Source organism: Arcobacter sp. YIC-80, from assembly GCF_044841725.1.
Lineage (GTDB): Bacteria > Campylobacterota > Campylobacteria > Campylobacterales > Arcobacteraceae > Arcobacter_B.
This window is the reverse complement of sequence record NZ_JBJBSI010000001.1, coordinates 361,142-384,781: the sequence shown is the minus strand read 5'-3', so window position 1 is coordinate 384,781 and position 23,640 is coordinate 361,142. Positions and strand designations below refer to the sequence as shown.

The 23,640-nt window shown below is 26.2% G+C and carries 23 protein-coding genes; 10 read left to right on the top strand and 13 right to left on the bottom strand.

Annotated features, from left to right (window positions below):
* Positions 1-57: 57 nt before the first annotated feature.
* The 3 genes from hemB to ACH5BK_RS01695 are packed head-to-tail and all read left to right on the top strand — an operon-like array spanning position 58 to position 2,933.
* Entirely contained in the window at positions 58-1,032 is a 975-nt protein-coding gene (gene hemB / locus ACH5BK_RS01705) for a porphobilinogen synthase (RefSeq protein WP_404304076.1), read from the top strand.
* Between the two features lies 1 nt (position 1,033).
* On the top strand, positions 1,034-2,248 hold the full coding sequence (locus ACH5BK_RS01700; protein ID WP_404304075.1) for a PAS domain S-box protein: 1,215 nt from the start codon (positions 1,034-1,036) through the stop codon (positions 2,246-2,248).
* 4 nt (positions 2,249-2,252) lie between these two features.
* The gene (locus tag ACH5BK_RS01695) at positions 2,253-2,933 is read left to right on the top strand and encodes a response regulator transcription factor (RefSeq protein WP_404304074.1); all 681 of its coding nucleotides are present in this window, start codon (positions 2,253-2,255) and stop codon (positions 2,931-2,933) included.
* On the opposite strand, the gene ACH5BK_RS01690 is transcribed toward ACH5BK_RS01695, so the two are convergent.
* From ACH5BK_RS01690 to ACH5BK_RS01680, 3 genes are read right to left on the bottom strand one after another with little or no spacing between them, the layout of a single operon-like run.
* Positions 2,910-3,608 (bottom strand): anaerobic ribonucleoside-triphosphate reductase activating protein, encoded by a 699-nt coding sequence (locus ACH5BK_RS01690; protein ID WP_404304073.1) that lies wholly within the window; start codon positions 3,606-3,608, stop codon positions 2,910-2,912. The two genes, ACH5BK_RS01695 and ACH5BK_RS01690, sit on opposite strands and share 24 nt — an antisense overlap.
* Positions 3,565-3,729: an anaerobic ribonucleoside-triphosphate reductase gene (nrdD, locus tag ACH5BK_RS01685; protein ID WP_404304072.1), complete on the bottom strand. Its 165-nt coding sequence runs from the start codon at positions 3,727-3,729 to the stop codon at positions 3,565-3,567. Before nrdD ends, ACH5BK_RS01690 begins: the two co-directional genes overlap by 44 nt.
* Positions 3,707-5,824, bottom strand: a complete 2,118-nt coding sequence (locus tag ACH5BK_RS01680; protein ID WP_404304071.1) for a ribonucleoside triphosphate reductase — start codon at positions 5,822-5,824, stop codon at positions 3,707-3,709. Before ACH5BK_RS01680 ends, nrdD begins: the two co-directional genes overlap by 23 nt.
* A gap of 200 nt (positions 5,825-6,024) precedes the next feature.
* On the opposite strand from ACH5BK_RS01680, the gene argF reads away from it, so the two are divergent.
* Positions 6,025-6,951, top strand: coding sequence for an ornithine carbamoyltransferase (gene argF, locus ACH5BK_RS01675; RefSeq protein ID WP_404304070.1), 927 nt, complete (start codon positions 6,025-6,027; stop codon positions 6,949-6,951).
* Positions 6,951-8,318 carry an oxygen-independent coproporphyrinogen III oxidase gene (gene hemN / locus ACH5BK_RS01670; protein WP_404304069.1) on the top strand — a complete coding sequence of 456 codons (1,368 nt, stop codon included), beginning with the start codon at positions 6,951-6,953 and terminating at the stop codon, positions 8,316-8,318. Before argF ends, hemN begins: the two co-directional genes overlap by 1 nt.
* Here hemN and ACH5BK_RS01665 read toward each other — a convergent pair.
* Both ACH5BK_RS01665 and ACH5BK_RS01660 read right to left on the bottom strand, forming a co-directional pair.
* Complete coding sequence (locus ACH5BK_RS01665; protein WP_404304068.1) at positions 8,315-9,067, bottom strand: glycerophosphodiester phosphodiesterase; 753 nt, start codon at positions 9,065-9,067, stop codon at positions 8,315-8,317. The genes hemN and ACH5BK_RS01665 overlap by 4 nt on opposite strands.
* Complete coding sequence (locus ACH5BK_RS01660) at positions 9,051-10,622, bottom strand: glycerol-3-phosphate dehydrogenase/oxidase (protein WP_404304067.1); 1,572 nt, start codon at positions 10,620-10,622, stop codon at positions 9,051-9,053. The genes ACH5BK_RS01665 and ACH5BK_RS01660 overlap by 17 nt, the downstream gene beginning before the upstream one ends.
* A gap of 212 nt (positions 10,623-10,834) precedes the next feature.
* On the opposite strand from ACH5BK_RS01660, the gene ACH5BK_RS01655 reads away from it, so the two are divergent.
* Together ACH5BK_RS01655 and lgt are read left to right on the top strand one after the other, a co-directional pair.
* Positions 10,835-12,136, top strand: coding sequence for a (Fe-S)-binding protein (locus ACH5BK_RS01655; RefSeq protein WP_404304066.1), 1,302 nt, complete (start codon positions 10,835-10,837; stop codon positions 12,134-12,136).
* A gap of 2 nt (positions 12,137-12,138) precedes the next feature.
* Entirely contained in the window at positions 12,139-12,963 is an 825-nt protein-coding gene (gene lgt, locus ACH5BK_RS01650; RefSeq protein ID WP_404304065.1) for a prolipoprotein diacylglyceryl transferase, read from the top strand.
* Between the two features lie 12 nt (positions 12,964-12,975).
* On the opposite strand, the gene ACH5BK_RS01645 is transcribed toward lgt, so the two are convergent.
* The 4 genes from ACH5BK_RS01645 to polA all read right to left on the bottom strand — a co-directional run bounded on the left by ACH5BK_RS01645 (position 12,976) and on the right by polA (position 16,962).
* Positions 12,976-13,239 (bottom strand): DUF2116 family Zn-ribbon domain-containing protein, encoded by a 264-nt coding sequence (locus tag ACH5BK_RS01645; RefSeq protein WP_404304064.1) that lies wholly within the window; start codon positions 13,237-13,239, stop codon positions 12,976-12,978.
* Positions 13,239-13,436, bottom strand: coding sequence for a hypothetical protein (locus ACH5BK_RS01640; RefSeq protein ID WP_404304063.1), 198 nt, complete (start codon positions 13,434-13,436; stop codon positions 13,239-13,241). The genes ACH5BK_RS01645 and ACH5BK_RS01640 overlap by 1 nt, the downstream gene beginning before the upstream one ends.
* Positions 13,437-13,474: 38 nt before the next feature.
* Positions 13,475-14,176, bottom strand: a complete 702-nt coding sequence (locus tag ACH5BK_RS01635) for a response regulator transcription factor (RefSeq protein ID WP_404304062.1) — start codon at positions 14,174-14,176, stop codon at positions 13,475-13,477.
* Positions 14,177-14,280: 104 nt separating this feature from the next.
* Positions 14,281-16,962: a DNA polymerase I gene (polA, locus tag ACH5BK_RS01630; RefSeq protein ID WP_404304061.1), complete on the bottom strand. Its 2,682-nt coding sequence runs from the start codon at positions 16,960-16,962 to the stop codon at positions 14,281-14,283.
* A gap of 86 nt (positions 16,963-17,048) precedes the next feature.
* On the opposite strand from polA, the gene kdsB reads away from it, so the two are divergent.
* The 3 genes from kdsB to ACH5BK_RS01615 all read left to right on the top strand — a co-directional run bounded on the left by kdsB (position 17,049) and on the right by ACH5BK_RS01615 (position 21,145).
* Positions 17,049-17,774, top strand: a complete 726-nt coding sequence (kdsB, locus tag ACH5BK_RS01625) for a 3-deoxy-manno-octulosonate cytidylyltransferase (RefSeq protein WP_404304060.1) — start codon at positions 17,049-17,051, stop codon at positions 17,772-17,774.
* 97 nt (positions 17,775-17,871) lie between these two features.
* Entirely contained in the window at positions 17,872-19,833 is a 1,962-nt protein-coding gene (locus ACH5BK_RS01620; protein WP_404304059.1) for an EAL domain-containing protein, read from the top strand.
* Positions 19,826-21,145, top strand: a complete 1,320-nt coding sequence (locus ACH5BK_RS01615; RefSeq protein ID WP_404304058.1) for a diguanylate cyclase — start codon at positions 19,826-19,828, stop codon at positions 21,143-21,145. Before ACH5BK_RS01620 ends, ACH5BK_RS01615 begins: the two co-directional genes overlap by 8 nt.
* An 18-nt stretch (positions 21,146-21,163) precedes the next feature.
* Here ACH5BK_RS01615 and lptB read toward each other — a convergent pair whose 3' ends face one another.
* Genes lptB through ACH5BK_RS01595 form a run of 4 tightly spaced genes read right to left on the bottom strand, consistent with a single transcriptional unit; the run spans position 21,164 to position 23,544 of the window.
* A complete protein-coding gene (lptB, locus tag ACH5BK_RS01610) occupies positions 21,164-21,889 on the bottom strand; it encodes an LPS export ABC transporter ATP-binding protein (RefSeq protein WP_404304057.1) in 726 nt (241 codons plus the stop codon).
* Positions 21,879-22,295: a tRNA (adenosine(37)-N6)-threonylcarbamoyltransferase complex ATPase subunit type 1 TsaE gene (tsaE, locus tag ACH5BK_RS01605; protein WP_404304056.1), complete on the bottom strand. Its 417-nt coding sequence runs from the start codon at positions 22,293-22,295 to the stop codon at positions 21,879-21,881. The genes lptB and tsaE overlap by 11 nt, the downstream gene beginning before the upstream one ends.
* A gap of 11 nt (positions 22,296-22,306) precedes the next feature.
* Positions 22,307-23,290 (bottom strand): anthranilate phosphoribosyltransferase, encoded by a 984-nt coding sequence (gene trpD / locus ACH5BK_RS01600; RefSeq protein WP_404304055.1) that lies wholly within the window; start codon positions 23,288-23,290, stop codon positions 22,307-22,309.
* 2 nt (positions 23,291-23,292) lie between these two features.
* Entirely contained in the window at positions 23,293-23,544 is a 252-nt protein-coding gene (locus tag ACH5BK_RS01595; RefSeq protein ID WP_404304054.1) for a S4 domain-containing protein, read from the bottom strand.
* Between the last annotated feature and the right edge of the window lie 96 nt (positions 23,545-23,640).

The following is a 23,640-nucleotide window of genomic DNA, read 5'->3' as shown; positions in this document are numbered from 1 at the left end:
GTTCTTTAAACCTTATATTGTTAGAATTCGTGATTATAACCAAAAGAGGTAAATAGAATGTTTAAACGATTTAGAAGACTAAGAATAAATGAAACACTTAGAAATTTGGTACAAGAAACACATCTTTCTTGTGATGATTTTATCTATCCATTATTTGTAAGAGAAGGAGAAAGTATCAAAACTGAGGTTTCTTCAATGCCTGGTGTATTCCAAATGAGTATTGATGAAATTTTAAAAGAGTGTGAATATTTAATAAGTATTAATCTTAAGTCTATTATATTATTTGCTATTCCTGATGTAAAAGATTCAGTAGGTAGTGAGTGTTTATGTGATGAAAGTATTATATCAAGAACTATTAAAGTTATTAAATCTAAATACCCAGAAATGTTTATTGTTACAGATTTATGTTTTTGTGAATATACAGATCATGGACATTGTGGAATTTTAGACCCAAAAACACAAACTGTTGATAATGATAAAACATTAGAAATTTCTGCACAACAAGCGATTGTTCATGCAAAAGCTGGGGCTGATATGATAGCACCTTCTGGAATGATGGATGGAATTATTACAACACTTAGAACAGCATTAGATGAAAATGGGTATGAAAATTTACCAATTATGGCATATTCAACTAAATTTGCAAGTGCCTATTACGGACCATTTAGAGATGTTGCTGAATCAACACCATCTTTTGGAGATAGAAGAACATACCAAATGAATCCTGCAAATAGACTTGAAGCTATTGAAGAGTCATTAGCAGATGAAGCAGAAGGTGCAGATATTCTTATGGTAAAACCAGCACTTGCATTCTTAGACATAATTAGAGATATTAGAAATGAAACAAAACTACCATTATGTGTATATAATGTAAGTGGAGAGTATGCTATGCTTAAAAATGCAGGAGCTGCTGGTCTTATTGATTATGAAAGAGTTATGATGGAAACTTTAATAGGTTTTAAAAGAGCTGGAGCTAATATGATTATTACTTACCATGCTAAAGAAGCTTGTGAATTATTAAGAAATAAATAATATGGGTAATACTTATCAAGATGCAATAGAGAATTCTAATATAGTATCAAAAACTGATACTAATGGAATAATTACATTTGTAAATGATGAGTTTTGTAAAATTTCAGGGTATTCTTATGATGAGTTGGTAGGACAAAACCATAATATCGTAAGACATCCTGATGTCCCCTCTTCTAATTTTGTAAGTCTTTGGGAAACTATTCTTTCGAAAAAACCTTATAAGGCTACAGTTAAGAATTTAACAAAAGATGGTAGAACTGTTTATCTTAATACTACTATTACCCCTATTTTAAATGAAAAAAAAGAAATAAAAGAGTTTATAGCTATAAGATATGATGTTACAGCAGAAGTTGAACTAAAAAAAAGATTAGAGTTAAAAGAGAAAGAGTTAGAAGCTTTAAATACAACACTTGAATTAAGAGTTGAGCAACAAACAAAAGAATTAAAAGATTTAAATGCAAATTTAGAAGATAAAGTTAAAAAAGAAGTAGCAAAAAATAAAGAGAAACAAAAAATTTTATTTTGGCAATCAAGAATGGCAAGTCTTGGTCAAATGTTAGGGAATATTGCACATCAGTGGAGACAGCCTTTAACTGAATTGTCTTTAGTGATATTTAATATGAAAAAAGCCTCACTTCAAAATGATGAGAAAAAAGTAAAAGAATTATATATAAATAGTAAAGACTTAATACAAAATATGTCTAACACTATAGAAGATTTTACAAACTTTTTTAATCCCCAAAAAGAGAAAAAAGCATTTAATATTAAACAAGCAATTGAAGAATCTATAAATATTTTAAATAAAACAATACAAAAAGAGAATATAAATATAAAAGTTTCTATAAAAAATGAGTGCGAAGTTATAGGGGTTTTAAATGAATTATCTCAAGTAATAATAAATTTGATACAAAATGCAAAAGATGCTTTTTTAAATCAAAATATTATAAAAAGAGATATTTGTATAAAACTTGAAAAGAGAATACTCTTTGATAAAAGTTATGCAGTTTTAGAAATATATGACAATGCTTTGGGTATTTCAAAACAAAACATTGATAAAATATTTGAACCATATTTTACAACAAAACATAAAAGTCAAGGAACAGGTCTTGGACTTTTTATGTCAAAAATGATTATAGAAAAAAGTTTAAATGGTACAATTGAGCATAAAAACTATAAAAATGGCTCTAAATTTACAATCAAAATACCTATGGAATAATACAATGGATTATAATTTATTAAAAACACTTAAAATTTTAATAGTTGAAGATGAAGATAATTTATCTAAACTTTTAAAAGATGCAATAGCAGACTTTTTCTTTTCAGTTATTGTAGCAAAAGATGGGGAAGAAGGTTTTATGAAATTTAAAGCTACTAAACCTGATATTATAATTACTGATATCATGATGCCAAATTGTGATGGTTTAGAAATGACAAAAAAAATTAAAGAAGTAGATGAGTTAATACCTATTATTGTATTAAGTGCTTATTCTGATAAAGAAAAACTTTTAAAAGCTATTGATATTGGAATTAATAAATATTTTATTAAACCCTTTGACCCAGATGAAGTAATAGAGCATATAAATAAAATAGCTCCCAGTTTAAATAAGAGAAGAAAAGTAAAATTAAAAGATTCATATACTTTTGATAATAACTCTAGGTCTTTGTATAAAGATAATAAATTAATAAATCTTACTAAAAGAGAAAAAGAGTTTTTTTATATTTTATTGAAGCATAGTAATGAAGTTGTAGATTCACAAAAAATAAAAGATAGTTTATGGGATGAACCTGTAAGTGATGAAAGACTTAGAACTTTTATAAAAAGACTTAGAATTAAAACATCAAAAGATATTATAGAAAATGCTTCAGGACAAGGTTATTTAATTTCTCCATTGTATATCTAAATTTTTTGCTTTAATTAAATCTTTGTTTATCCCTAAACCCTCTTTTATATTTCCAATATTTGATGAGGTAAGTAAAAAATTTTGTAGATAATAGGTATTTTTATATCCTAATTCTATTAGAATATTTATCATTTTATTTATATCTTCTTCTTGTAAAAGATTCGAATTTATAGTAGTTCTTAATTCAAAAGGGAAATTTACTTTTAATAAATATTTAATAGTTTCAATAAAAGTATCATATAGATTTGTTTTGGTAATTTCATAAAATTTATCTTTGTGTGATTTGAAGTCTATAGCCATATAATCAATGAGACTTAATTCCACAAGTTTTTTTAATTGTTTTAGATTTGTAGCATTTGTATCTAGTTTGATTTTAAAGCCTAAAGCTTTTACTTCTTTACAAAAGTCAATTAAATTATGTTGTGTAGCCTCTCCTCCTGAAATTACTATGGCATCAAGTAATCCCACTCTTTTTTTCAAAAAGACTAAAACTTCATTCAAAGTATAATTGGCTGTTTTATTAAATACTAAATCATCATTGTAGCAATATAAACATCTAAAATTACATTTATTTAACCAAACTACACAAGATAAATATCCTATGTAGTCAGTTGTTGTAAATTTTGTAAGACTATAAACATTTTTTAGATTCAATGAATTTAACTCTTTGTTCATGTTCACCTTTTTTACCAATATTAAAACTTTCAATAGGTCTATGGTAACCCATAACTCTAGTATATACTATACATTTAGTTCTTTTATGTGAATTTTTTTCAAGCACTTCTTGTTTTTGCATTTTCTTTTAACTCCTTTTCTAAAATTTCTTCATCACATTTTGGACAATATTCATGTTCTCCATTTATATATCCATGCTTATCACAAACAGAGAATACAGGTGTAACTGTAATATAAGGTAATCTAAAATTAGTAATTACATTTTTGATAAATTTTCTACAAGCTTCAACAGAAGAAATTCTTTCTCTCATGTATAAGTGCATTACTGTACCACCTGTATATTTGCATTGAAGCTCATCTTGTAACTCTAAAGCTTCGTAAGGGTCTTCTGTGAAATCAACAGGTAATTGAGATGAATTTGTATAATAGATATTTTCTCCACTACCAGCTTGAACAATATTTTTGTATCTTTTTTTATCTTCTTTAGCAAATCTGTATGTAGTTCCCTCAGCTGGTGTTGCTTCAAGATTATATAAATTTCCTGTTTCTTCTTGATATGCTACAATTTTTTTTCTCATAAAATCTAATATCTCTATACAAAAAGCATTTCCAAGTTCAGATGATAAGTCTGTATTATCATCAAAATAGTTTTTAACCATTTCATTCATACCATTTATTCCAATAGTTGAAAAGTGGTTATTAAATCCTTTTAAATATCTTTGTGTATAAGGGAATAAGCCTCTTTCATATAAGTCTTGGATAAAAACTCTTTTTTTCTCAAGAGTTGCTTTTGATAAATCCATTAATTCTTCTAATCTTTTAATTAAACCATTAATATCATTTTTATATAAATATCCTAATCTAGCCATATTGATAGTTACTACACCTATACTTCCTGTCATTTCGGCACTTCCAAATAATCCTCCACCACGTTTAAGAAGTTCTCTTAAGTCAAGTTGTAATCTACAACACATAGATCTTACATGACCTGGTTTATAAGCATTTTCATTTTCAACTAGATTACCATTTTCATCTCTTATATATTGGCTACCTATAAAGTTTTGAAAATATGATGAACCAATCTTTGCACTATTTTCAAAAAGTAAATCTGTATTTTCTCCATACCAGTCAAAATCTTCTGTAATATTTACTGTAGGGATTGGGAATGTAAAGGGTTGACCTGTTTTATCACCTTCTGTCATTACCTCATAATAAGCTTTATTAATCATATTCATTTCTTTTTGAAAAGCTTTATATGTTAATTCTTCAAATGAGTTATAACCTTTGTCTTGAATTATTTTTAATAGCTGACTATCTTTTAGGTTTTTAAATAAATGATTTTGGTTTCTTGTTGGAATTTGATCTTTTAAATCATCTGGAACTACCCAATCAATTGTTATATTAGTAAATGGGCTTTGACCCCATCTTGCTGGTACATTTAAATTATAAATAAAACTTCTAATATGTTTTTTTACTTCATTAAATTCTAATTTATCTTTGAATACATAAGGAGCTAAATAAGTATCAAATGAAGAAAAAGCTTGTGCACCAGCCCATTCACTTTGTAAAATTCCTAAAAAGTTTGCCATTTGTCCTAAAGCTTCTCTAAAATGATTAGGAGCAGTACTTTCAACTCTACCTCTTACTCCATTAAAGCCTTCATCAAGTAAGGCTCTTAAACTCCACCCTGCACAATATCCACTAAGACAATCTAAGTCATGAATATGATAATCTGCATTTCTATGAGCATATCCCTCTTCTTTTGAGTAAATTTTATCTAACCAATAGTTTGCTATTACTTTTCCTGCACTATTATTAATAAGTCCTGCATGAGAATAGCCAGTATTTGAGTTGGCATTAATTCTCCAGTCTGTACCATCTATATATTCTTGAATAGTTTGTGTTGAGTTTATATATGTTGTATCTTTGTCAAGTTGAAGAACCTGCTCTCTTTGTATTTTATGTAAATGTCTATATAACATAAAAGATTTCATAACTTCAAAATATCTAGCTTTGTATAGCTCTTTTTCTATAATATCTTGAACATCTTCTACTGTTATTACTCTTTTTTCATTTATTAAATCTAATATATTAAAAAAAATAGTTTGGTCATACTTTGTATTTACACTTTTAAATGCTTTTTTTATAACATCTTCTATTTTAAATGACTCAAATTTTTCTTTTTTACCATCTCTTTTTAAAATCTCTTCTATCATGTATTATTCCTTAAAAATATTTGTTATTTTAAGGAATAATCTCTTAACTTAATATTATCAAAAAAGTCACTAAAGTGTCATTTATAGGTGCTTTGAGCTTTTGTCTATAGATATAAATTAATATCCATATTAAATTTAAGTTAATAATAATCCATAATTAAATAAAATGTTCCTTTTTATTAATTTACAGAGGAATTATTATGAGACATTTCTTAACATTAGCAGACTACACTAAGGATGAAATTCTAGAAATTCTTGATTTAGCTAAGCAAATCAAAGATGAGACAAAAAGAAAAGAGTTTAAAGAATATATGCCAAAACAAACTTTAGGTATGATTTTTGAAAAAAGCTCTACAAGAACTAGAGTCTCTTTTGAAACAGGTATTTATCAATTAGGTGGTGTAGGATTATTTCTTTCATCAAATGATATTCAACTTGGACGTGGGGAACCTATGAGTGATACTTCAAGGGTAATATCAAGAATGGTTGATATGGTAATGATTAGAACTTTTGAACAAAGTAAACTTGAAGAGTTCGCTAAATATTCAAAGGTTCCTGTAATTAATGGGCTTACAAATGAATACCATCCAGTACAACTTATGGCAGATTATCTTACAATTCAAGAAGCAGGTCTTGAAGAAAATCTAGTTGTTGCTTATATAGGAGATGGAAACAATATGGCACACTCATGGCTAAATATGGCTGCAAAATTAGGTTTTGAACTTAGAATAGCAACACCAAAAGGTTATGAAGTTGATGTTGACATCTTATTGAATGCACAAGAAATGGCTAAAAAATCAGGTGCTAAAATAATCATTGGAAATGATCCTTTAGAAGCTGTAAAAGGTTCTACTGTAGTAACAACTGATACTTGGGTTTCTATGGGACAAGAAGAAGAGAAAGAAAGAAGAGTAAAAGACTTTGATGGTTATATTGTTGATGAAGAAATGATGAGTCAAGCTGATGAAAAGGCTATTTTCTTACACTGTTTACCTGCTTATAGGGGTTATGAAGTAAGTGAAGAAGTAATTGAATCAGAAAAAAGTTTAGTATTCCAAGAAGCTGAAAATAGATTACATGCCCAAAAAGGTGTAATGGTTTGGCTAGATAGACAAAGAAACGTATAATGATTGATTTTTCTAAATTTAAAAAGTATTCAAGACCAGGACCTAGATATACTTCATACCCTACAGCTCCTGAGTTTAGTGAAGAGTTTACACAAGATGATTTAAAAGAGTATTATAAAAAACAAAGTGATGATAGAGCCTTATCTTTATATATTCACATGCCATTTTGTAGAAGTGCTTGTTATTTCTGTGGTTGTAATACGATTTTTACATCAAAAGAAGATAAAAAAGTTAGATATATTGAGTATTTAAAAAAAGAGCTTAATATTTTAAAAAATCATCTTAATACAAAAAGAGTTGTGACTCAAATGCACTTTGGAGGGGGAACACCTACATTCTTCTCCCCTTCTCAACTTGAAGAGGTAATTAATGCTGTAAAAGAAGTTTTTCCTAATTTTTCAAATGATGCTGAGGTTTCATGTGAAGTAGATCCAAGGTTTTTTACAAAAGAACACATGGATGTATTAAAAGCTGGAGGTTGTAATAGATTAAGCTTTGGAGTACAAGACTTAGATGAGAGCGTTCAAAAAACTATTCATAGAATTCAGCCATTTGAATTAACACAAAATGTTATTAAAATAGCTAGGGAAGCAGGAATTCATTCTGTAAATACAGATTTAATTTATGGACTTCCTCATCAAACAAGAGAAAGCTTCAAAAGAACATTAGAAAAAATGATTACATTAGATACTGATAGATTTGCAGTATTTAATTATGCTCATGTTCCTTGGCTTATGAAAACAATGAGAAAGTTTGATGAAACTACATTCCCTCAACCAGAAGAAAAATTAGAGATGCTAAAAGATACAATTGATTTCTTTACTTCTAATGGTTATAAAATGGTTGGAATGGATCACTTTGCTAAGCCAGAAGATGAACTATTTAAAGCTATTGAAAAAGGTGAATTACATAGAAACTTCCAAGGTTATACAACTAAAGGTGGAGCTGATTTAATTGGAATTGGTCTAACATCTATTGGAAATGGAGTTGATTATTACTCTCAAAACTTTAAAGATATTCCTGCTTATGAGGAAGCTTTAGATAAAGGTGATTTACCTGTATTTAAAGGTTATAGATTATCTGATGATGATCAATTAAGACAGTTTGTAATAATGGAACTTATGTCTAATTTCTCTTTAAATATAAAAAGGGTTGAAGAAGAGTTTAATGTAAACTTTAATGATTATTTTTCAGATGCAATTGAAGCACTTCAAGAATTTATAGAAGCGCAACTTGTTGAAATAACAGAGGATAAAATTCAAGTATCGCAAACAGGAACAATGTTAATTAGAAATATATGTATGCCTTTTGACGCTTACTTAAATAAAATACCAGAAAATAAAAGAAGATTCTCAAAAACTATTTAATCTTTGAATAATTTATAAGGGTAGTCTGTAAAGACACCCTTAACTCCTTTTTTAAGAACTTTATCTATGCTTTTTTTATTATTTATTGTATAAACAAAAGTTTCAATTTTTTCTTTTTTAAGTTTTTTTATTTGTTTTTTACTTATTAGTTCTTTGTTTATATTATAAGTTTGTGCATTTAACTTTTTAAGATATCCAACAAGATTTTCTCTTTTTGTATTTTCATCAAGAACTCCTATTGCATAGTCTTTTTTGTAGTTATTAATTATTTCTAAATATTCATGTTTAAAAGAAGAAAATAGTACAAGTTTTGAACAATTGTAATACTCTATTTTTTGGATAATAATATCTATTGCTTTTATTTTATTTATGTTTTTAGGTAGTTTTTTTATTTCTAAATTAAAGAAAATATTTTTTTCTCTAGCAATATTTAAAAACTCACTTAAAGTAGATAGTTTTGTTCCTTTAATATTTAAATTCTGTATTTCACTAAAATTAAAATCTTTTATAAACCATGGCTTATAAGCTTTGAATTTTTTAATATCTTGAATATTTGACATTCTTTTGAGTGTCTCATCATGGTGTATAATAGGAATATAGTCTTTTGTAAATTGAATATCAAATTCTATAAAATCACTGTCTAAAGAAGATTTTATCAAAGCTTCTAAGGAGTTTTCTACATAAAAACTTTTAAATCCTCTATGAGCAATAATTAGTTTATCTTTTTTAAAATTATCCAAAAATCTCATCTAACTCAACCCTTGCATTTTTTATTAATTTATCTTTTGTATTTTTATCATAATTATTATAATCACATATTACATTTGTCACATATTCTATACTATTAAAACACTCTTTTTTATTTAAAAAAGCTAATCTAATTCGTCTTGCTAGAAAATCTAAAGGCATTTTTACATATTCATATTTAATTGCATATATGATTTGTGCTTTTATATAAAGATAATTTTTATTGATTTTTTCATAGGCATTAAATTCTTCAGCTATTTGTACTACTTTATAAATATTACCTCCATACAAATTTTTTAACATTAATATTTGATTCTCAGATAGTTTTTTATTTTCTATAATTATTTTACTTTTGTATGAGCCATGAAGTTTTATTGAATTTGTAATAGACTCTTTTAAAGGTTTTACTAATCCTTTATCAATTGCTAAAGCCATACAAGCCTCAGCTATCTTTCTTGCTGTTGTCCATTTTCCACCAGCAATGCTAATCAAATTTGTAGGAGAGGTTTCTATTATGTGTTCTCTAATAATATCTTTTGAGTTTAGTTCTTGTTTTAGTAAAGTTCTAATTCCAGACCATGAAGATAAAATATCTTCTTTTTTGATTTTTGCATTAAAATATTTATTTATATGATTTAGTAAATAATCTTTTTCTTCTTCTGATATTTTAAGGTTTTTAGAAAATTCACATTTTATATCTGTTGTACCTATTAAAATATGATTTTCCCATGGAAGTATAAAAAGTACTCTTTTGTCACTTGTTTTAGGAATTAAAATAGCTTCTTTAATCTTTAATTTCTCATTTGAAATTACAATATGAGAGCCTCTACTATACTCAACTAAGTCTTTTGTATTTTTGTTATCTAATTTTCTAATTATATCAATATAGTGTCCTGTAGCATTTATAATACAATTACTTTTAAATAAGTACTCTTTTTTATTTAACCTATCATAAACTTGAATACCTTTTATTTTTGAATCTTTATAAATAAAAGCTTGAAGTTGAGTATAGTTTTTTAATATAGCCTCATATTTTTGAGCTGTTTGTAATATAGATATATTAAGTTTACTATCATTAAAACTACCATCATAATATTTAACAGCAAAGGGAAAATTTTTAATATTTAAAATACTTTCTTGAAGTTGTTTTTTTGTTAATATTGAAGTTTTACCTAAACTTTTATTATTACTTATTAAATCGTAAATTTTTAAACCTAAATAATAGTAAGGCAGTTCATACCATTTTTTTATAGGAGTTAAAATGCCAATTTTCTTTGATAAAAAACTAGCATTATCTAGAAAATGTTTTCTTTCTTTTAGAGCTTCAAAAACTAAGTTTAGTTGTTTTTTATCAAGTTTTATAATAGCTTGTTCTAAATATCTTACTCCTCCATGGAGAAGTTTTGTACTTTTTGAGCTAGAACCACTTGAGAAGTCATTTTGTTCAATTAATAAAGTTTTCAAACCTCTTGAGGCAGAATCTAAAGCAATACTACTTCCAATTGCTCCTCCTCCAATTATGATAATGTCATATTTATCATGGAAATCAATTTGCATTTTAATTCCTTTTGTCTGTAGTAAGATTATCAAATATATTGTTAAATTATAATGATACGATTTAGAAAAATTGAAAGATATTTGTATTTAATAAAAGAACCAAGAATGCGACGCTGACGCTACTATTTATGTACTCTTAACACTATTTATTGTATATTGCAAAGCTTATTATATTAAATATTATAAATTTTAAATCAAATAAGGTAATAAAAGTGTCAAAAATTAATAAATTTAATTATAATGCAATCGCTGATGATTGTGTTAAATGTGGTAAATGTAAACCTGTTTGTACCATTTTTAATATAAACCAAGATGAAGCAACTAGTCCTAGAGGATTTATTGATTTATTGGGGGCTTATGAAAATGACCAATTAGAACTTGATGAAAATGCAAAAAATATTTTTGAATCATGTTTTTTATGTACTAACTGTGTTGAGGCCTGTCCAAATGACTTACCTACAGATATGGTAATTGAACAAGTAAGAAGTGATATTGCTAAAAAATACGGAATTGCTTGGTATAAAAGGTTTTTCTTCTACTTATTAAGACATAGAAAAACTATGGATTTACTATCTTCTTTAGGTTGGATGTTTCAAACTTGTGCTTTAAAAATTGATAAGACAAAACAATCTGCTCTTCCAAGATTTTCACTACCAATAGTAAAAAAAGATAGAGCTTTACCTTTTGCTGATATGAGAAGTTTTTTAAAGAAATATCCGGAAAATATTTTTGCAAAACATAAGAAACAAGAAGAAAACAAAAAAGGTAGAGTAGCTGTTTTTATTGGATGTATGAGTAATTATACATATACAAATACAGGAGATTCATTAGTTAAGATTTTAAAAAAATTAGAACTTGATATTTTTATTCCTAAAAAACAAAAATGTTGTGGAGCTCCTGCTTACTTTACAGGTGCTTTTGATACTGTAGATTATTTAACTAAATATAATATTGAATACTTTGAATCATGGATTGATGAAGTAGATGCAATTATTATTCCAGAAGCAACTTGTTCAGCAATGATTAATCAAGACTGGGAACATTATTTACATGACCAACCTCAATGGAAAGAAAGAGCTCAAAAAATTTCTAAAAAGGTATTTTTAGCTACTAAATGGCTAGAAAATAACACTCAATTAAAAGAGATTTTAGCAAACTCAAATAAAAAAATGGAAGATGTAGTAACTTATCATGATCCATGTCATGCAAAAAAAATGCAAGGTGTTTGGGAAGAACCAAGAAATTTATTAAAACAAAATTATGTATTAACAGAAATGAGTGACTCTAATAGATGTTGTGGTTTTGGTGGAATTACTATGCAAACAGAAAAATATGATTTTGCAAAAGCAGCAGGTGCTCCAAAGGCTGCAATGATTAAAGATACAAAAGCACAAGTTGTTAGTGCTGAATGTAGTGCATGTAGAATGCAAATCACTAACTCTTTACATCAATCAAATGTTGAAGAAGTTGTATTTAAGAATCCTATAGAATTAATTGCAGAGGCTTTAGATTAATAATGCAAGAATGGCAAAATATTTACTCACATTTTGACCCTGTAGCTTTTAATGTTGCAGGGGTTTCTGTACATTGGTATGGGATTATGTATGCTCTAGCCTTACTCTCAGCAATTTTTATAGCAAAATGGTTTATAAAAAAAGATAAATTAGCAATTTCAGAAGATACTTTTGATTCTTATATTTGGTGGGCAGAAATAGGTGTAATTTTAGGTGCTAGACTTGGATATATACTTTTTTATGATCCAAATACTATTTATTATCTTACTCACCCATGGCAAATATTTAATCCTTTTGGAAATAGTGGAGAATTTGTTGGTATTTCAGGAATGTCTTATCATGGAGCATTTATTGGATTTATATTAGCTTCATATCTATTTTGTAGAAAAAATAAAATTTCATTTTGGTTTGTAACTGATATTGCTGTACTTGGTATTTCAGCTGCTTATGTATTTGGAAGAATAGGTAATTTTTTCAATCAAGAGTTAATAGGTAGAACAACTGATGTTCCTTGGGGAATTTATGTAGATGGAGTTTTAAGACATCCTTCTCAAATATATGAAGCTATATTAGAAGGTTTAGTAGTATTTTTAATATTAGTTTATTATAGAAATCGAAAAACTTTTGATGGTCAATTAGCTTTAATGTACGGTATTTTATATTCTCTTATGAGAATTACAGCAGAGTTTTTTAGGCAGCCAGATGTACAGTTAGGTTTCTTATATAGTGACTGGCTAACAATGGGTATATTACAGTCTGCGGGTGTATTATTTGTATGTATAGGAGTGTTTTTTTACGCTAGTAAAAGAAATAAAAAAAATAGTTAACAAATCTAATTGTTAACTATTCTCTTCAATATAGCCAGAATCAATAGCTAATTCGTCTATTTTCTTCTTTAATAAATCTAATCTCCATCCATGTCTATTCGCAAAATTCTCTATCTCAGCTTCTCTTTGTTCTGGAGTACAAAATACAAAGATTCTTTTTAGGAATGGTTTTGGAATTTGTATAGCTATTAATTGAAAATAATTTTCTTTACAGCTTCTTGAACAAAAAGCTTTGCTCATAGCAATTTTCTTTTTGCAGTATGGACAATGCGACATTATTTATTACCTTTTTGAATTAATTTGTAGAACTTTGCTTTGGTGACATCTTGTAGAAATTTAGGGTCAATATCATGTAAAGCTATAATATCCACTTCCTTATCTTCCATAAGCCAACCTTTTCCTGTATCTTTTATGGTTTCTTCCTCAAAAAGTTTAATTAACTCTTCTTTTGATACTATTAGTTCTTCTTGCATATTATAACTTTTTTATTAACATTTGTAAATAGATAATCTTATTTTTTAAAATTATCTATTGTATATCCCTTATTAGAATGATTTTTTACTATCTCATAATAAGTTTTTTGTCTTACTTTATTTACAATATTTCTCATAGTGTAAATTGACATATCTTTGCCTTTCCAAACGACTTCTTTGATTAAATCATAATCAACAATTTCATTTCTTTTTGAAATTAATAGTTTTAAGAATGATTTTTCAAGTCTAGTGAATTCTATTAATACTCCACCAGCTTTAAAGAATTGATCTCTATATTCATCAAAATAAATACCATTATCAAATTCTATTTTATCACCTCTTTTTGTTTGATTTAGACACATAATAACTGCTAATTTAATATCTTTTGCTCTTAAAGGTTTAGATAAAAAAGTATAAGCACCATTGTTAATAGCTGTAACAATATTTTCATTTTCATCAGAATCAGAAATAACAATTTTTGGTAAAGTAGGAGCTACTTCTGTTAATTCACTGCAAAGCTCAGAAAAAGAAACACCTTCAACATTTGTGTCAATTACTGCCATGTCATAAGTAGTTGAAGTAGCTAATTTTATTGCACTATCTAAATTCTTTGCAATTTTTAATTCTTTAAAATATTCGTCAAATTCATTTTCTATAGTTTGATGAACTGTTTCATCAGCACTAATAAAAAGTAACTTAGCGTTGTATAACTTTCTTGTATTTTTTACTGTTTTTAACATGTTATTACTCTTTATATATTAATTTTATACATAATAATAACAAATATTTCTTTACTTGTCAAAATAAAAGTTATATATTTGATATTATTAAGTAAGAATTAAGATTATTTCAAATCTTGCCAAGAGTCTCCTACACATACAGACACTTCTAGTGGTATTTTTAATTTATAAATATTTTCCATTATTTTAGATAAATCAGAAGTTATATTTTCAACTTCACTCTCTTTTATTTCAAAAATAAGTTCATCATGTATTTGAAGTAACATTTTTACATTCTCATTATTTTCATATTTTTTATGAATCTCTAACATAGATAATTTTATTAAATCTGCAGCACTACCTTGAAAAAGTGTATTTACTGACTCTCTTAAATAAGCTGCTTTTTGCATACCATTTGCAGAATTAAAATCAAATAGTCTTTTTCTTTTTATTAATGTTTTTACATAACCATTTTCATAAGCAAAATCTTCAATTGATTTTAAATAATCTTTCACATTTTTAAAAGCTTCAAAATAAGATTCTATGTAAACTTTTGCTTCTTTTGATGGAATTCCTAAAGTATCACCTAATTTTTTACTTCCCATACCATAAAGTAATCCAAAGTTAATTGATTTTGCAATTGATCTTTTTTCATCTGCGTGTTCTTCCCCAAAGATCTTAACCGCAGTTTGTCTATGAATATCTAAATTATTTTGAAAAGCCTCTACTAAAGCTTCATCTTCACTAAAGTGTGCAAGTAATCTAAGTTCAATTTGCGAATAATCAATTCCTACTAATTTATATCCATCTTGTGGAATAAAAGCCTTTCTTATTCTTTTACCTACTTCACTTCTTACAGGGATATTTTGTAAATTAGGATTTTTAGAACTTAATCTTCCTGTTGCTGTACCTGTTTGTAAAAATGATGTATGTATTTTACTATTTTCATTTTCTAAAGCAAGTTTTAAAAGTGGTTCTAAATATGTTGATTGAAGTTTATATGCTTCTCTATATTCTAGTAATAATGGAATAATTTCATGTTGGTTTTCTAATTTATGAAGTACCACTTCATTTGTACTATAACCAGATTTAGTTTTTTTAACTACTGGTAATTCTAGTGTTTCAAATAATATTACACCTAATTGTTTTGGAGAATTTATATTAAACTCTCCTCCTGCTAATTCATATATTTTTTTTGTTAATTCTTGAATATGAATATTATTAGAAATTTTTAATTCTTCTAAAACTTTTGTATCAATTTTAATTCCATTGTTTTCCATATTACTAAGAACTTTTATAAAATCAAATTCATAATTAAATGCAATATCTAAAAGTTCACTATTTTCATCTTCTTTAAATAGCTCTAATTGTTTATTAAATAATTTTAAAGTCATAAGTGCATCTTCTGCTGCATAGTTACAAGCTTCATTTATATTTACATTTGAGAAATTCTCACCTTTTTTAACAACATCTTTATAAGCTATCATTGTATGATCAAAGTACTTATCAACTTGATAATCTAGTCCTATTTTTTCAGCGGTATTTAAAAGCCATGATAAAATCATAATATCTGCATAAAGATTTAGTTCTATATTTAGATTTTCTTTTACAATTACGTAATCATATTTGAAATTTTGAAGTACTAGTTTAAATTCATTTAATTTATTAATAGCTTTTTTTGAAGCTTCTAAACTTATTTGTTCCCCTACTCCTAAGTAAAAATGAGAAATAGGTACATAATAAGCTTTATTAGTTTCATAAGCAAAAGAAAAACCAACAATTTTTGCATTTTTAGCATCTACATCTGTTGTTTCTGTGTCAAAGGCAACAATTGAGTCTTTTGGAATAGAATTAATTACTTCAAAAAGTCCATTTTCATTATCTAATAATATATATTCATAATTTTCTTTTACTTTTGGTTCTGGTATTTTAGTTTTATAATTTAAACCGTTTTTATTTACCCTGTCAATAATTCTATTCATATCATATTCATTTAAAGTATCAGCTATTTTTAAAATAGGATTCTCTTCTGGTAGTGTAAACTCTTCAATATTATCTATACAATGACAATCATGGCTTAGTGTAACTAATTGTTTAGATATAAATGCCATTTCTTTACCATCTGTAAGAAGAGTTTTCCATCTTTTTTTCTCGATATTTTCTAAATTAGCATAGATATTATCTAGTGTTCCATACTCTTTTATTAATGCTTCTGCTGTTTTAGCACCTACACCTTTTACCCCTGGTACATTATCCGCACTATCGCCTAATAATGATTGGTAATCTGTAAATTGATTAGGTTTTACTCCGTATTTTGAGTAACAATTCTCTTCATTTATAACTACTTTTTTAATAGGATCAAAAAGATAAATAGAATCATCTTCTATAAGTTGGTATAAATCTTTATCATGTGAAACAATTCTAACTTCTAAATCTTTTTGCTTAGCATCATGGGCAATAGAAGCAATAATATCATCTGCTTCAAATCCTGTTCTAATTGCTGTTTTAAAGCCCATTTTTTCTATCCAATCAATGGCAACTGGAAGTTGAGTTAATAAGTCTTGAGGTACATCAGGTCTATGGGATTTATACTCTGGGTATATATCATTTCTAAAAGTATTTCCTTTAGCATCAAGAGCGAAAACTAAGTAGTCTGTTTGAAAGTCTTTACCTATATTTGATATAAAATTCATAAAGCCAGTTAATAGTCCTGTTGGAAAACCAGTTTTTGATTTTAAAGGGGGTAAAGCATAATAGGATCTAAATAAAAATCCAAATGTATCAATAACAGTAATAGTTTTTTTCATTAATTTCTTCTTTCATAGTCGTATTTAAAGATAAAATATTATAATATATACACTAAAAATAAGGTTTTATAAGATAAGGAATTAAAATGATTATTATACCTGCAAGATTAAATTCTAGTAGATTTGAGAATAAAATATTAGTTGATATTATGGGGTTACCTATGGTTATAAAAACAGCAAAGCAAGTAAGTTCACTTGATAAAGTTGTTATAGCTACGGACTCACAAGAAGTAATTGACCTTGCGAAAGAGCATGGTTTTGATGCTGTTTTAACTTCAAGTGAGCATCAAAGTGGTACAGATAGAATTAATGAAGCAGTGAATAAATTAAATTTATCAGAAGATGAAATAATTGTAAATGTTCAAGCAGATGAACCATTTATTGAAACACAAGTTGTTGAAGCCGTTATAAATAGAGTAAAAAAAGTAATAGAAGAAAAAGAAGATGTAATGATTACTTCTTGTTATAAAAAAATTAGTTCAGAATTAGCAGATGATCCAAATCATGTTAAGGTAGTTTTAGATGAGTTAGGTAATGCTATTTATTTTTCAAGAGCAAAAGTTCCTTATCATAGAGACCATTATGAAAACTCAAGTTATTATGGGCATTTAGGTATTTATGGTTTTACAAAAAAGTCTTTAAATGCATTTTGTAAGTTAAACCCTTCAAAGCTAGAATCAGTAGAAAAATTAGAACAGTTAAGAGCCATTGATAATGGTAATACTATTGCGATGGTTAAAGTTGAATCTAAATCTTTTGGAATTGATACTCAAGAAGATTTAGATAATGCTTTAAGAATATTTAAAAAATAATTATAATTTTATAGTTTACATAACAAAGTGCTAATATAAAGTAAGTATAAAGCATTTTTATGTAAAACTATGAAAATAAATAACTTTAAGGTAAAGAATGCATTTTAGTGTCTTAATAGCTGATGAAAATCTAGAAGAATACACAGGGTTTAGTCAACACATTAAAAAATATACTAATAATATTACTATAAATTATTCTACAAATAATAAAGAAGTTTTTTTTAATTTAGAAAATACTAATTTGTTAGTACTTAATACAAAAATTCAAAGCTATGAAGAATTAATAATTAAATGTAAAGAATTAAATATAAATATTATACTTATTTGTAATGAAGAAGTATCAAAAAAAGAGTTTGATTATTTAAGTTCTCCTATTGATTTTGAAGAGCTATATTTTAAAATTGAAAATTATAGAAGTTTATATACAAAAGATGTTCAAATTAAAAAAGAGCAAGAATTATCAAGTTCTATAATTAATAATATAAATAATCCTCTTTTTTTAACAGATGGGAAGACTGTAATATTTTCTAATCAATATTTTAATCAATTGACTTCATGTAAAAATGAAGAGGAAATTAATAAGAAATATAAAAAAATTTCTAATTTATTTGAAAATGAAGTTCAATGTATAAAAAAAGGTGATGATAACTGGTTAGAAAAAACTGAAAAAGATGATAATAAAGTTTGTATTTTTGATAAAGATGAAAAAAAGTATTTTACTATACAAAAAATCTTTTTGGCTCACAATCATACAAATATTATTTTACTAAATGATATATCCCATGAAATAAAATACAAAAATGATTTATATAACCTTTTATATACAGATAATTTAACATCTTTGCCTAATCGTGCAAAGCTAATTGATAGTTTACAACAAAATAAGTTGAATTTAGACGGAATTTCAATTTTTGATATAAATTCATTTAAAGAAATTAATGATTTTTTTGGACATAGAATTGGTGATGATATTTTAAAAGGTGTTGGAGAATTAATACATAATTGTATTAAAGATTATAAACAATTAAGTTTATATAAGTTCCCTGCTGATACTTATTGTATTACAAATACTAATTTAGAACAAGATAAATTTTTGGAAATTGTACAGAATATTTCAGAAGAAGTTTATAAAAAAGTTTTTTATTATGAACAATATGAAATTGATGTGAGAATTACGGCAGGAATTTCTTTTTCTCATAAAAATAATAAATTAATTACAGCAGATATTGCTTTACAAAGTGCAAAAAAAGATCATAAGGATTATCTTGTATTTTATGATGAATTAGATAAATTACAAGAGTATGAAAATAATATGCTATGGTCAAAAAAGTTAAAAACAGCATTTCAAAATGATAAAATTGTAGTATTTTATCAACCTCTGATAAATAATAAAACATTGAAAGTTGATAAGTATGAGTGTCTTGTAAGACTTATTGATGAAGATAATAAAGTAATATCTCCATTTTTCTTTTTAGATATCTCAAAAAAATCAAATCAATATTCAAAACTTACAAAAATAGTAATAGAAAAGTCTTTTAAAAAATTCAGTGAATTACCATTTGAATTTTCTGTAAATATTTCCTATGAAGATATTGAAGATCTGCAATTTTTGGATTTTATAAAAGAAATGCTTAATAAATATAAAGTGGCAAATAAAGTTGTTTTTGAAATTTTAGAAGATGAAAATATTAAAAACTATCAACACTTAATAAATTTTGTAGATGAAATTAAAGAATTAGGTTGTAAAGTTGCAATTGACGATTTTGGAAGTGGTTATTCAAATTTCGAACATTTATTAAAAATGAATGTTGATTACTTAAAAATTGACGCTTCCTTAATAAAAAATATTGCTACAGATGAAAACTCATTAAAAATCACTAAAACAATTGTAGAGTTTGCGAAGAATTTAAATTTAAAAACAATTGCTGAATTTGTTGAAAATGAAGAGATATTCAATATAATTAAAGATTTAGGTGCAGATTTTTCTCAAGGTTATTATTTTTCAGCACCAATTCCAGAACCTAATTTGTATGAATTTGCAGGAGTAATTAATGAATAAAGAAATTTTAGAGAATATCTCTGTATTATATGTAGAAGATGAAAATGATGTAAGAGAATTTACTGCTAAACTTTTGGGTTCTTTAGTTGAAAATGTATATTCTGCACAAAATGGATTAGAAGGTTTAGAACTATTTAAAGAAAACTCATCATCTATTGATCTAATTGTTTCAGATATTAATATGCCTAAAATGGATGGTCTGGAAATGTGTACTTTAATAAAAGAAATAAATAAAGATATTCCTATTGTAATTACAAGTGCACATAATGATCCAAATTTTTTAAAAAAAGCTATTGATGTTGGAGTAAACACTTATGCTATGAAACCTATTGATTTGTATCAATTAGTTGAAAGTATGATAAAAGCAATTGAACCAATTATTTTAAAGAAAGAACTAGAGCAATTAAATGTTTCTTTAGAATCAAGAGTTGAACAAGAAGTTCAAAAATTGAAATCAATATTAGATGCACAAGATAACATAGTATTAGTTACAAATAATGATACTTTAACAAATGTGAATAAAAAATTTTTAGAGTTTTTTAAAGTTAAAGATATTGAAGAGTTTACTTCAAAAACTCCAAAAGTATATGAACTTTTTCAAGAAGAGTATGGTTTTATTACAAAAGATTTATTACAAAAACAAAAGTGTTGGATTACTTATATAAAGTCTTTACCAGAAATTGATAGAGTTGTAAAAATAAAAAATGAAGATAATGAACAAAGAATTTTTACTATAAATATTGATAATTATGATGAGAAGGATAATTATTTTGTAATTTCCCTTACTGATATTACAGAATTAAAAGAAAAATCTAATTTACTTGAATATCAAGCTAGTCATGATCCTTTAACTGGATTAAATAATAGAAATAAATTTAAAGAAATTTTTGGAAAAGAAATAAGAAGAGGACATAGATATAAGAATGATTTATCTTTAATAATTTTTGATTTAGACTTCTTTAAAAAAATAAATGATAATTATGGTCATCAAATTGGAGATGAAGTATTAAAAGATATTGCTCAAGTAGTCTTAACAAATGTTAGAGAACATGATATTGTTGTTAGATGGGGTGGTGAAGAGTTTTTAATACTTTTACCTGAAACAGGAAATGATGGGGCTATTAAGGTTGCTGAAAAAATCAGACTTGCTATTGAAGAAAAAAGTTTTAGTTCAAAGAACTTGAGTTTAACTGCTAGTTTTGGAGTAGGAACTTTACTTGAAAATGATGAAGAAAGTTCTTTTTTAAATAGAACAGATGAAGCATTATATAAAGCAAAAAATACAGGGAGAAATAAAATTATATCATGTTGATAAAAAAAGATTTTAACTTTAAAAGTTAAAATCTTCTCCTAAGTAATGTTCTCTTACTTTGTTATCGTTTTTAATTTCTTCACTAGTTCCACTAGCAAGTAAAGCCCCTGCTTTCATTACATAAGCTCTATCACAAATCTCTAAAGTTTCTCTTACATTATGATCAGTAATTAAAACGCCAATATTAATTTTTGTTAATTGTGAAATAATTTCTTGAATATCTTTTACTGCAATTGGATCAACTCCTGCAAAGGGTTCATCAAGTAATAAAAATTTAGGATGGGAAACTAAAGCTCTAGCAATTTCAGTTCTTCGTCTCTCTCCCCCTGATAAAGATACTCCTTTTCTTTGTCTGATGGGTTCAATATTAAATATTTCAAGTAGTTCTTCAACTCTTTTGTGCTGTTCTTCTTTATCATCAGTTACTATTTGTGCTGCTAGCATAAGGTTATCTTCTACTGATAAATCTTTAAAAATTGAAGACTCTTGTGGTAAATAACCTATACCTTTTAAAGCTCTTTTATGTAAAGGTAAATGAGTTATTTCCTTGTCATCAAAATAAACATCACCAGAACTTGGTTTTACTAAACCACATACTGTATAAAAAGTTGTTGTTTTTCCTGCACCATTTGGCCCTAATAATCCTATAATTTCTCCAGAATTTACTTCTAAAGAAATACCATGTAAAATTTCTGTTTTTTTAATTGATTTTGTTATATCTTTTATTTGTAGTTTATGATTCAATTGTATATAACCTTTTATTCTCTTTTTTATCTATATTTATCACTAAAACTTCATATCCATATTCTGTAAGTATTTCTTGAAGTTTTTTATCTCCCCACTCTACAAAGTGAATACCTTCTTTTTCAAACTCTTCTAACATTCCAAGAGAGATAAATTCCTCTAAAGTTTTGTTGTAAACATCATAATGATATATTTCATCACTATAGATTGATTGTAATGAAAAAGTTGGAGATGTAACTAAGTCATTTAATCCTTGAGCTTTTACGTAGTTTTTTACAAGAGTTGTTTTACCACTTGCTAAATCACCCCTTAGTATTACAATATAATCTTTATTTTTTACAATCGAATCTAAATATGAAATTAATTGCGTTAATTCATTTTCTTCAAGTTCAAATTTTTTTTTCAAGTTATTACCATCTACTTTAATTGATTTGATACTTTAATAAGTTCTTCTAATTTTTCTTTTGTTTTTCCACTTTGAATGGCATCTCTTGCTATTTCTATACCTTCTTTGATATCTCTTGCTTTTTCATCAACTATTAGTGCTAAGGCAGCATTTATTAAAACAATATCAAGCTTTGGACCAATTAGTTCATTTGATAGAATAGCTCTTGTTGTATAAGCATTTTCAATAGCATCTCCCCCAACAATAAACTCTTTTGGAGCAAGTTTTAATCCAAACTCTTCTGGGTCAATCTCAAAATCTTCTATTTTCCCATTTATTAGTGAAGTTGCATAGGAAATATCAGAAATTGATACTTCATCCATTCCATCTTTTGAAGATACTATGATTGATCTTTTTGTATCAAGCATATCTAAAGCATAAGCAATTTTATTTATATAAGTTTTATCAAAAACACCTATCAACTGCTTTGAAACAGTAGCTGGATTTGATAAAGGACCTAATATATTAAATATTGTTCTATGTGGGATACTTTTTCTAATAGGCATTATATATTTCATGGCAGGATGATGTTTTTGTGCAAACATAAAACAAAAGTTTGATTCTTCAAGCATTTTTGCTGAATTTTCAAGTGACATTTCAAGATTAAGTCCTAAAGCTTCAAGCATATCAGCACTTCCACTTTTACTTGTAATACTTCTGTTTCCATGCTTTGCTACATAACAATCACAAGCAGCTAAAATAATAGATACAGTAGTTGATATATTAAATGAATTAGATTTATCTCCTCCTGTACCACAATTATCAATTAGTTTTTCTTTAATACTATAATTTACTGGTAAAGGAATCAAATGATCTCTCATTGCACTAGCAGCTCCTGCTATTTCAGCAGCTGTTTCTCCTCTTTCAAATAACTCAATTAAATAATCTCTAACTTCTTCTTGAGGCAGCCTATTTTCAAATATATCATCAAATTTTAATTTTGCCGTATTAAACATATTTATCCTTCTATTTTCTTAACATACTCAGACATTTTAGATTTTGGAGTAGACTTTGAAGTTGGTATTTGTAATACTTCAAATTTATCAATTTTTTCAAGATATCTAATTTCTATTAAATCCCCTACTTTAACCTCTTTTGCTTTTTTTACCGCTTGGTTATTTATAAAAACTACTTTGTGTTCAAGCATATCTTCAGCAACTGCTCTTCTTTTTGTTATATTTACTGCGTTTAAAAATTTATCTATTCTCATAAGAGAGATTATATCTAATTATTATTAAAAGTGCTTTTTATACAATGGAAATTAAGTAAAGGTTAATAATATGTTTAAATTATTTTATAGATATAT

Bases quoted from the DNA above. Each gene is read 5' to 3' on its own strand.
- polA (WP_404304061.1), bottom strand. From the start codon at position 16,962: ATGAAAAAAACTATTACTGTTATTGATACATTTGGATTTTTATTTAGA.
- ACH5BK_RS01615 (WP_404304058.1), top strand. From the start codon at position 19,826: ATGAATAAAGAAATTTTAGAGAATATCTCTGTATTATATGTAGAAGAT.
- ACH5BK_RS01595 (WP_404304054.1), bottom strand. From the start codon at position 23,544: ATGAGAATAGATAAATTTTTAAACGCAGTAAATATAACAAAAAGAAGA.
- ACH5BK_RS01635 (WP_404304062.1), bottom strand. From the start codon at position 14,176: ATGTTAAAAACAGTAAAAAATACAAGAAAGTTATACAACGCTAAGTTA.
- ACH5BK_RS01645 (WP_404304064.1), bottom strand. From the start codon at position 13,239: ATGTCGCATTGTCCATACTGCAAAAAGAAAATTGCTATGAGCAAAGCT.
- nrdD (WP_404304072.1), bottom strand. From the start codon at position 3,729: ATGCAAAAACAAGAAGTGCTTGAAAAAAATTCACATAAAAGAACTAAA.
- trpD (WP_404304055.1), bottom strand. From the start codon at position 23,290: ATGTTTAATACGGCAAAATTAAAATTTGATGATATATTTGAAAATAGG.
- ACH5BK_RS01665 (WP_404304068.1), bottom strand. From the start codon at position 9,067: ATGAGATTTTTGGATAATTTTAAAAAAGATAAACTAATTATTGCTCAT.
- ACH5BK_RS01700 (WP_404304075.1), top strand. From the start codon at position 1,034: ATGGGTAATACTTATCAAGATGCAATAGAGAATTCTAATATAGTATCA.
- ACH5BK_RS01660 (WP_404304067.1), bottom strand. From the start codon at position 10,622: ATGCAAATTGATTTCCATGATAAATATGACATTATCATAATTGGAGGA.
- ACH5BK_RS01690 (WP_404304073.1), bottom strand. From the start codon at position 3,608: ATGAACAAAGAGTTAAATTCATTGAATCTAAAAAATGTTTATAGTCTT.
- ACH5BK_RS01695 (WP_404304074.1), top strand. From the start codon at position 2,253: ATGGATTATAATTTATTAAAAACACTTAAAATTTTAATAGTTGAAGAT.
- lgt (WP_404304065.1), top strand. From the start codon at position 12,139: ATGCAAGAATGGCAAAATATTTACTCACATTTTGACCCTGTAGCTTTT.
- hemB (WP_404304076.1), top strand. From the start codon at position 58: ATGTTTAAACGATTTAGAAGACTAAGAATAAATGAAACACTTAGAAAT.
- argF (WP_404304070.1), top strand. From the start codon at position 6,025: ATGAGACATTTCTTAACATTAGCAGACTACACTAAGGATGAAATTCTA.
- ACH5BK_RS01640 (WP_404304063.1), bottom strand. From the start codon at position 13,436: ATGCAAGAAGAACTAATAGTATCAAAAGAAGAGTTAATTAAACTTTTT.
- hemN (WP_404304069.1), top strand. From the start codon at position 6,951: ATGATTGATTTTTCTAAATTTAAAAAGTATTCAAGACCAGGACCTAGA.
- ACH5BK_RS01680 (WP_404304071.1), bottom strand. From the start codon at position 5,824: ATGATAGAAGAGATTTTAAAAAGAGATGGTAAAAAAGAAAAATTTGAG.
- kdsB (WP_404304060.1), top strand. From the start codon at position 17,049: ATGATTATTATACCTGCAAGATTAAATTCTAGTAGATTTGAGAATAAA.
- ACH5BK_RS01620 (WP_404304059.1), top strand. From the start codon at position 17,872: ATGCATTTTAGTGTCTTAATAGCTGATGAAAATCTAGAAGAATACACA.